Annotated in this window: 7 protein-coding genes and 1 pseudogene; all 8 read right to left on the reverse strand. The window is 71.4% G+C overall.

From position 1 onward, the window contains the following. Positions 1 to 365: pseudogene (locus ASG00_RS18035) on the reverse strand (phosphate ABC transporter permease subunit PstC); the annotation flags it as partial. Between the two features lie 128 nt (positions 366 to 493). Continuing rightward, positions 494 to 2,137: a serine/threonine-protein kinase gene (locus tag ASG00_RS10330; RefSeq protein WP_056209319.1), complete on the reverse strand. Its 1,644-nt coding sequence runs from the start codon at positions 2,135 to 2,137 to the stop codon at positions 494 to 496. Further along, positions 2,134 to 2,568 (reverse strand): hypothetical protein, encoded by a 435-nt coding sequence (locus ASG00_RS10335; protein ID WP_137877714.1) that lies wholly within the window; start codon positions 2,566 to 2,568, stop codon positions 2,134 to 2,136. The genes ASG00_RS10330 and ASG00_RS10335 overlap by 4 nt, the downstream gene beginning before the upstream one ends. A 176-nt stretch (positions 2,569 to 2,744) precedes the next feature. After that, positions 2,745 to 4,175 (reverse strand): argininosuccinate lyase, encoded by a 1,431-nt coding sequence (argH, locus tag ASG00_RS10340; RefSeq protein ID WP_056209325.1) that lies wholly within the window; start codon positions 4,173 to 4,175, stop codon positions 2,745 to 2,747. Positions 4,176 to 4,219: 44 nt separating this feature from the next. Continuing rightward, complete coding sequence (gene argF, locus ASG00_RS10345) at positions 4,220 to 5,143, reverse strand: ornithine carbamoyltransferase (RefSeq protein ID WP_056209328.1); 924 nt, start codon at positions 5,141 to 5,143, stop codon at positions 4,220 to 4,222. Then, a complete protein-coding gene (locus ASG00_RS10350) occupies positions 5,140 to 6,372 on the reverse strand; it encodes an acetylornithine transaminase (RefSeq protein WP_056209330.1) in 1,233 nt (410 codons plus the stop codon). The genes argF and ASG00_RS10350 overlap by 4 nt, the downstream gene beginning before the upstream one ends. Then, a complete protein-coding gene (gene argB, locus ASG00_RS10355; RefSeq protein WP_045247636.1) occupies positions 6,369 to 7,274 on the reverse strand; it encodes an acetylglutamate kinase in 906 nt (301 codons plus the stop codon). Before argB ends, ASG00_RS10350 begins: the two co-directional genes overlap by 4 nt. Then, on the reverse strand, positions 7,271 to 7,394 hold a 124-nt coding region (locus ASG00_RS18040; RefSeq protein ID WP_327037509.1), incomplete at its 5' end, for a bifunctional ornithine acetyltransferase/N-acetylglutamate synthase. The genes argB and ASG00_RS18040, both read right to left, overlap by 4 nt.

Raw genomic sequence — 7,394 nt, forward strand, 5'->3', positions numbered from 1 at the left:
CGCCTCGCCTTCGCCGGCACGATCTCGCTGATGAGAAGTGCCGTTCCCAGAGCAAGCGGTACCGAGATGCACATGGCGATCGTCGCGATAGTGATGGTTCCGAAGAGCACGGCGGCGATACCGAAGGTCTGCGTCTCGGGCGTCCATTCCTGCGTCGTGAGGAAGGAGAAGCCGGCGACACCGAGGGCGTCGCTCGCACGCAGAGAGAGGAACAGCCCCACCGCGAGCATGATCGCGACCGTCGTTCCGCCCGCGGAGTACGACACGGCGCGGAAGACGCGATCTGCGCGCACCGGCTTCGACCGGAGCGAGCGAGGGCGGGCGCCGCCCGCATCGGGCAGCACCTCCGTGAGAGCTTCGCTCATGAGCTGATTCCGTTCTCCGCCATGAAGCGAGCCAATCGGGACACCACGAAGTGTCCGGTCCGATGGTGAACCCGACGTGTACGCGAGATTGAGGACGAATATCGAGCTCGGGTGCGACGAGTTTCCGACTATCGGGTCGGCGTCGGCATGACCGTGGGGGTCGGCGACATCGTCGGGGTCGCCGACGGGGACGCGCTCGGAGTGGGCGGAGCATCGGGCGTCGGGGTCGGCACCGAGGCGGGTGCCACCGTGAGGGAGACCGCCGTGCCGAGCGGAACACTGCCCTGTGGCGCGTAGACGATGACCAGGTCGCCGGGGGACCCGCCGGACACGACGGCGCTCGGGAACCCGGCCGCGGTGAGGCGCGCGCCGGCGGTCGACGCATCGAGTCCGCGAACATCGGGCACCAGGTTGTTCCCGGATGCGACGCGCAGATCGATGGACACGCCGGCCACCACACGCGCGCCTGGCGCCGCGACGGAGGCGACGACCGTGTCGGCGGCGGCGGCGGCATCCACCAGATCGACGCGACCGACATGGAGTCCCGCCCGTTCGAGACCGGCGATCGCATCGGCCCGCGACAGCCCCACCACGTCGGGCACGGTCACCGTCACGACAGCAGGGCTGGTGGAGGGGGTGGGAGACACCGGCGGCGTCGAGGCGAGGGCGGCGGGCGATCCCCAGGCGGTCGGGGTGGCTGCCGCCGACAGCCCGACGATCGCGGCCCCGGTGACCAGAATCCCGGCGATCACCGCTGCCGCCGCTCCCCTGCGCCGCCAACGGGGGGAGACCGCCGTCCCTCCTCGGCGCGACGCGGACGGCGGTGGGAGGAGAGCGGTAGCCCCGACCGGCTCATCGCGGGTCGCGCGAGACGGTCGGCGTGGAGCGGGGGCCGGCGAGCCGGCGCCGCGTCCGACGCCGCGCAGCGCCGATCGCATGGCGGATGGGGCGTAGCGCGTGTCCGGCTGCTTCGCGAGGGCGCGCACGAGGATGCGTTCCAGGGTCGGATCCGCTCCGGGCAGCGCGTCGCCCAGTCGCGGCGGCGGCAGCGCACGGTGCGCGAACGAGACCGCGTCGCGATCACCGGCGAACGGCGGCCCCCCGGTCAGCGCGAACCAGAGCACGGCCCCGATCTGATACACATCACTCGCCTCGGTGACGGATGCGCCGGTCAGGTGCTCGGGCGACGCATAGGGCACGTTCGCCACCACGCCGGCGCCGGGCGCACTCAGGAGGGGATCGGCGCCGTGGGTCGATCGTCCGGAGACATCGGCGAGGCCGAAGTCGAGGAGTCGCACCGATTCGCGACGCACTCCGCCGTCGTCGAATGCCATGTCGACCATCACGTTGCTGGGGCTGATGTCCCGATGGACCACGCCGGCATCGTGCGCGGCGGCCACGACGCTCAAGAGCGCATCGGCCAACAGAACCGTGTCGGCGGCGCGCAAGGGGCCGTGAGTGCGCACGTGCTGCGCGAGCGTCACTCCGGGAACGAGCTCCATGGCGATCCATGCCACCGGCACATCACCACTCCGATCGACACCCCACTCGATCGCGGTGACGATCGCGGGATGCGGGATGGCAGAGGATGCAGCGACCTCTTCGAAGAACGCATCGCAGGCGGCGTTGTCCTTCGCGAGGTGGGAGTGGAGGAGCTTCAGCGCGACGACGCGGTCGGTCTGCTCGTCGTGAGCCTCGTAGACCGTCGCGGTGCCTCCGCTCCCCAGGGTCGTACCGATCCGGTATCGACCGCCCACGACCGACGCGGTCACGTCGCAGGCTCTCCCTCGGGCGGCACCTGCCCCGTACTCAGCATGTCGGCCCCCGCGCCGAGAATCGCGAGCGAGCGCACCGCGAGCGCACCTGCGTTGCGGGCTGTCACACGATTCTCGTACGCGCGCGAACCCACCAGGACGATGTCGTCGTCCAGCACCGCGAACCAGCGACTGGTGCGCGTCTGATGCTGCCGGGCGGCATGAACGATCAGCTCGGTCGCCCGTCGCGCGAGTGTCGCCGCATCGAACCCTGCAGCACGGTCGCTGGGATGCAGGCGGCTCCCGCGCGCGATCTCGCGATGATTCTCGCTGACCAGTCGCCAGCCCACCACGGACCCTGCCCGGCCGCGATCAGGCGGCGGCGTGACCAGCGCGCTCGTGCCGCTCTCGACGATGAGCTGCGTCGCGCGCAGCCACTCCTGCGCCACACGATCCTGCGTGCTCGCGAACCTGACGTAGTGCACCTGCGCAGCCACCTGGCACCCTCCTGTGAGTTGCGCCAGATGCAGCTGGACACGTCCGGGATCGTGCCGCCTCGTCACGACCGTCGCGCGAACGAAAGGTGAACGACGGGCGTCGGTATCGCAGAGGAGGCGTGAACCCCTCAGCCCGCGAGAGCCGCGGCCGCCGCCTGTGCCGCCGCGATCAGCGCCGTACGCTGCTCAGCGACCCGCACGGGCGCGGTGCCGCCGACGCCATCGCGTGACGCGACCGATCCCTCGATCGTGAGCACCTCGCGCACGGCGGGGGTGAGCAGCGGTGAGATCTTCGTGAGCAGGGCGTCGGAGGCATCCTCGAGTCCGATCCCTGCGGACTCGCACGCCCGCACGAGCGCACCCGAGATCTCGTGCGCGTCACGGAAGGGCACACCCGCGCGTACGAGCCAGTCGGCGACATCGGTGGCGAGCGAGAACCCCTGCGGCGCGAGCTCGGCCATGCGCGCCGTGTCGAAGCGCAGGGTGGCGACCATGCCGGTGAACGCCGGCAGCACGACCTCGAGGGTGGCGACCGAGTCGAACACCGGCTCCTTGTCCTCCTGCAGGTCGCGGTTGTAGGCGAGCGGCAGCGCCTTGAGGGTGGCGAGGAGCCCCGACACGTTGCCGATGAGGCGGCCCGCCTTGCCGCGCGCGAGCTCGGCGATGTCGGGGTTCTTCTTCTGCGGCATGATGCTCGACCCGGTCGAATACGCGTCGTCGAGGGTCACGAAGGAGAACTCGCGGGTGTTCCAGAGGATGATCTCCTCGGCGAACCGCGACAGGTCGATGCCGATGAGCGCGGCGATGAACGCGAACTCGGCGACCACGTCCCGCGAGGCGGTGCCGTCGATGGAGTTCTGGGCGGGCTCGGCGAGCCCGAGCTCGCGCGCGACGAGCGCGGGGTCGAGACCGAGCGTGGACCCGGCGAGCGCACCGCCGCCGTACGGCGACACACGGGCGCGCACCGCCCAGTCGCGCAGCCGCTCAAGGTCGCGCGTGAGCGCCCAGCCGTGCGCCTGCAGGTGGTGCGCGAGCAGCACGGGTTGCGCGTGCTGAAGGTGCGTGCGACCGGGGAGGATCGCCGTCTCGTGCGCCTCGGCCTGGGCGACGAGCGCGTCGATGAGCGCACGCACCTCACGCGCGATGACCGCGGCGTGATCGAGCAGGTAGAGGCGCACCAGGGTTGCGATCTGATCGTTGCGGCTGCGGCCGGCGCGGAGTTTGCCGCCGAGCTCGGCGCCGACCTCGGCGATCAGCGCCTGCTCGAGCGCGCCGTGCACGTCCTCGTCCGAGGGCTGGGCGACGAGCTCCCCCGACGTCACGGCCGCGAGGAGCCGGTCGAGGCCCGCGTGCATGCGCGCCGCCTCGTCGGCGCTCAGGTAGCCCGCCGCGGTCAGCGCGGTGGCGTGCGCGTGCGAGCCGGCGATGTCGTACGGAGCGAGCACCCAGTCGAAGTGCGTCGAGCGGCTCAGGGCCTGCAGCTCGGGCGACGGCCCGCCGGCGAAGCGGGCGCCCCAGAGAGCACCCTCATTGGTTCCGTGCGCGGACTCAGCGGTCACAGGTTCGACCCTTTCGTGCGGGATGGACGAGCGGATGCCGCGGCTCACTGCTGGCGCAGCAGCCACACCAGCAGGGCCTTCTGGGCGTGCAGGCGGTTCTCCGCCTCATCCCAGACGACGCTCTGCGGGCCGTCGATGACCTCGGCGTCGACCTCGTAGCCGCGGTCGGCAGGCAGGCAGTGGATGAAGATCGCGTCGGACGCGGCGAGCGACATCGTCTCGTTCGTCACCTTGTACGCGCCGAGGTCGCGCAGGCGCGCGAGCTTCTCCTCCTCCTTGCCCATCGACACCCAGGTGTCGGTGACGACCACGTCGGCGCCGGCGGCGGCCTCGAGCGGGTCGGTGTAGAGCGTCACCGAGCCTCCGGTCTCCTTCGCGCGCTGGTCGGCGTCGTCGATCACGTCGTCGCGGGGCGCGTAGGTGTCGGGCGAGGCGACGCGCACGTGCATTCCGGCGGTGACCCCCGCCAGCACGTACGAGTGGGCCATGTTGCTGCGCCCGTCCCCGAAGAACGCGAGGGTGAGCCCGGCGAGCTCGCCCTTGTGCTCCTTGATGGTGAGGAGGTCGGCGAGAAGCTGACACGGGTGGAAGTCGTCGGAGAGCGCGTTGACCACGGGCACGCGGGTGCCGCGGGCCATCTCCTCGAGCCCGGCCTGGGCGTAGGTGCGCCACACGATGGCCGCGACCTGGCGCTCGAGCACCCGGGCGGTGTCGGCGGGGGTCTCCTTGCCGCCGAGCTGGCTGTTGGCGGTCGAGATGATGAGCGGCGAGCCGCCGAGGTCGGCGATGCCCACCGCGAACGACACGCGGGTGCGCGTCGACGACTTGTCGAAGATCACGGCGACCGTCTGAGGACCGGCGAGCGGCTTCTGCGCCCACCGGTCGCGCTTGAGCTCGACGGCGAGATCGAGGATCTCGGCCTGCTCGACCGCTGTCAGGTCGTCGTCGCGGAGCAGATGGCGGGTCATGCGGACACCTCCGGGGAGAGAACGACGGATGCCGCGACCTCGGCGAGTGCGGCGGCGAACCGCTCGCGGAACTCGTCGATCTCGACATCGCCGATGATGAGGGGCGGCGCCAGCCGCACCGTGCTGTCGTTGGCCGCGTTCACGATGAGGCCGTGCCGCTGCGCGGCGGCGGTGACCTCGTTCGCGACGGGGTCGGTGAGGGCGACGCCGATGAGCAGCCCCTGACCGCGCGTGCCGGTGACGAGCGGCGAGCCGATCGCCTCGACGGCGGCGCGCACCTGAGCGCCCCGCAGGGTCGCCGCCTCGACGAGGCCGGCGCGCTCGATCTCGTGGAGCACCGCGACCGAGACGGCGGTCGCCAGCGCGTTGCCGCCGAACGTCGATCCGTGGGTGCCGGGGTAGAACAGCTCGCTGGCCGTCGGGAACGTGATCAGCGCGCCGATCGGGAAGCCGCCGCCGATGCCCTTGGCGACAGTGATCGCATCGGGCACGATGCCCTCGTGCTGGAAGCCGAACCAGGCACCGGTGCGGCCGGCGCCGGTCTGGATCTCGTCGATGATGAGCAGCGCGCCATGGCGTGCTGTGATCGCCCGTGCCGCGGCGAGGTACCCCTCGGGCAGCGGCACGACGCCCGCCTCGCCCTTGATCGGCTCGACGAACAGGGCGGCCACCGTGTCGTCGACGGCGGCCTCGAGGGCCTCGATCGTCGACGGCAGGAACTCCACGCCCGGCACCATCGGCTCGAACGGCGCGCGCATTCCCGGCTTTCCGGTGAGCGCCAGCGTGCCCATCGTGCGGCCGTGGAACGCACTCTCGAGCGCGAGGATGCGCGGCCGCGCGCTGCCGCCGTGGAGACGGGCCAGCTTGAACGCGGCCTCGTTGGCCTCCGCCCCCGAGTTGCCGAAGTACACGCGGCCGGCGGGGCCGGTACCGGCGAGCCGCTTCAGCAGCGCCGCGAGCTCGAGCTGCGGCGGCGTGGCGAAGTAGTTCGACACGTGGGCGAGGGTCTGCGCCTGCCGGGTCACCGCGTCGACGAACACCGGGTGGGCGTGCCCGAGGGCGTCCACAGCGATGCCGGCGAGGAAGTCGAGCAGGCGGGTGCCCGCGGCATCCCAGACGTAGGCGCCCTCGCCACGGGTCAGCAGGGCCAGGCGGTCGCCGGAGTTGCGCACCAGGTCACGCCCGGCGGCCTCCTGCCAGATCTCGGTCTGCGCGTCTGCGTCGCTCATTTCGCCACCACTTCCGTTCCGATGCCCTTCTGAGTGAAGATCTCGACGAGCACCGAGTGCGGCACCCGTCCGTCGATGATCGCCGCCGTCTCCACGCCGCCTTCGATCGCGTCGAGGCACGCCCGCATCTTCGGGATCATCCCCGACTCGAGCGACGGCAGCATGGTGCGCAGCTCCTCGGCCGTGAGGCTCGAGACGAGCGACTCCCGGTTCGGCCAGTCGGCGTAGAGCCCCGGCACGTCCGTGAGGATGACCAGCTTGGATGCCCCGAGGGCCACCGCCAGTGCGGCGGCCGCGGCATCCGCGTTCACGTTCAGCGACTGCCCGGGGTGGTCGAGGTCCGGGGCGATCGAGGAGACGACCGGGATGCGGCCCGCCGTCACGTGGTCGAGCACCGGCTGCGGGTCGACCTCGACGATGTCGCCCACCCGGCCGAGGTCGTGCTCGACCCCGTCGACGAGCACGCCGCGACGGCGCCCGCCGAACAGGCCCGCGTCCTCGCCCGACAGACCCGCGGCGACCGGGCCGTGGGCGTTGATCTTGGCGACCAGCTGCGGGTTCACCTGACCGGTGAGCACCATTCGCACCACCGAGATCGCCTCGGTGGAGGTCACCCGGTAGCCGCCCTTGAACTCGGTCGGGATCGCGAGCCGGTCGAGCATGTCGGAGATCTGGGGACCGCCGCCGTGCACGACGACCGGCTTGACCCCGACGTAGCGGAGGTAGGCCATGTCGGCGGCGAAGGCGTCCTGCAGCTCCTCGGAGACCATCGCGTTGCCGCCGTACTTGACGACGACGATCTGGTCGCGGAAGCGACGCAGCCAGGGCAGCGACTCGATGAGGGTCGCCGCCTTCGCGGAGGCCTCGGTCGGGTCGGTGTCTTGCAGGGCGGGATCGGTCATGAGGCGTACGCGCTGTTCTCGTGGACGTAGTCGTGGGTGAGGTCGTTGGTGAGGATCGTCGCCTCGGCGGTGCCGACCTTCAGGTCGATGAGCAGGTCGGTGGCGCGCGGGGCGAGGTCG

The organism is Microbacterium sp. Leaf351, assembly GCF_001423825.1.
Taxonomy (GTDB): domain Bacteria; phylum Actinomycetota; class Actinomycetes; order Actinomycetales; family Microbacteriaceae; genus Microbacterium; species Microbacterium ginsengisoli.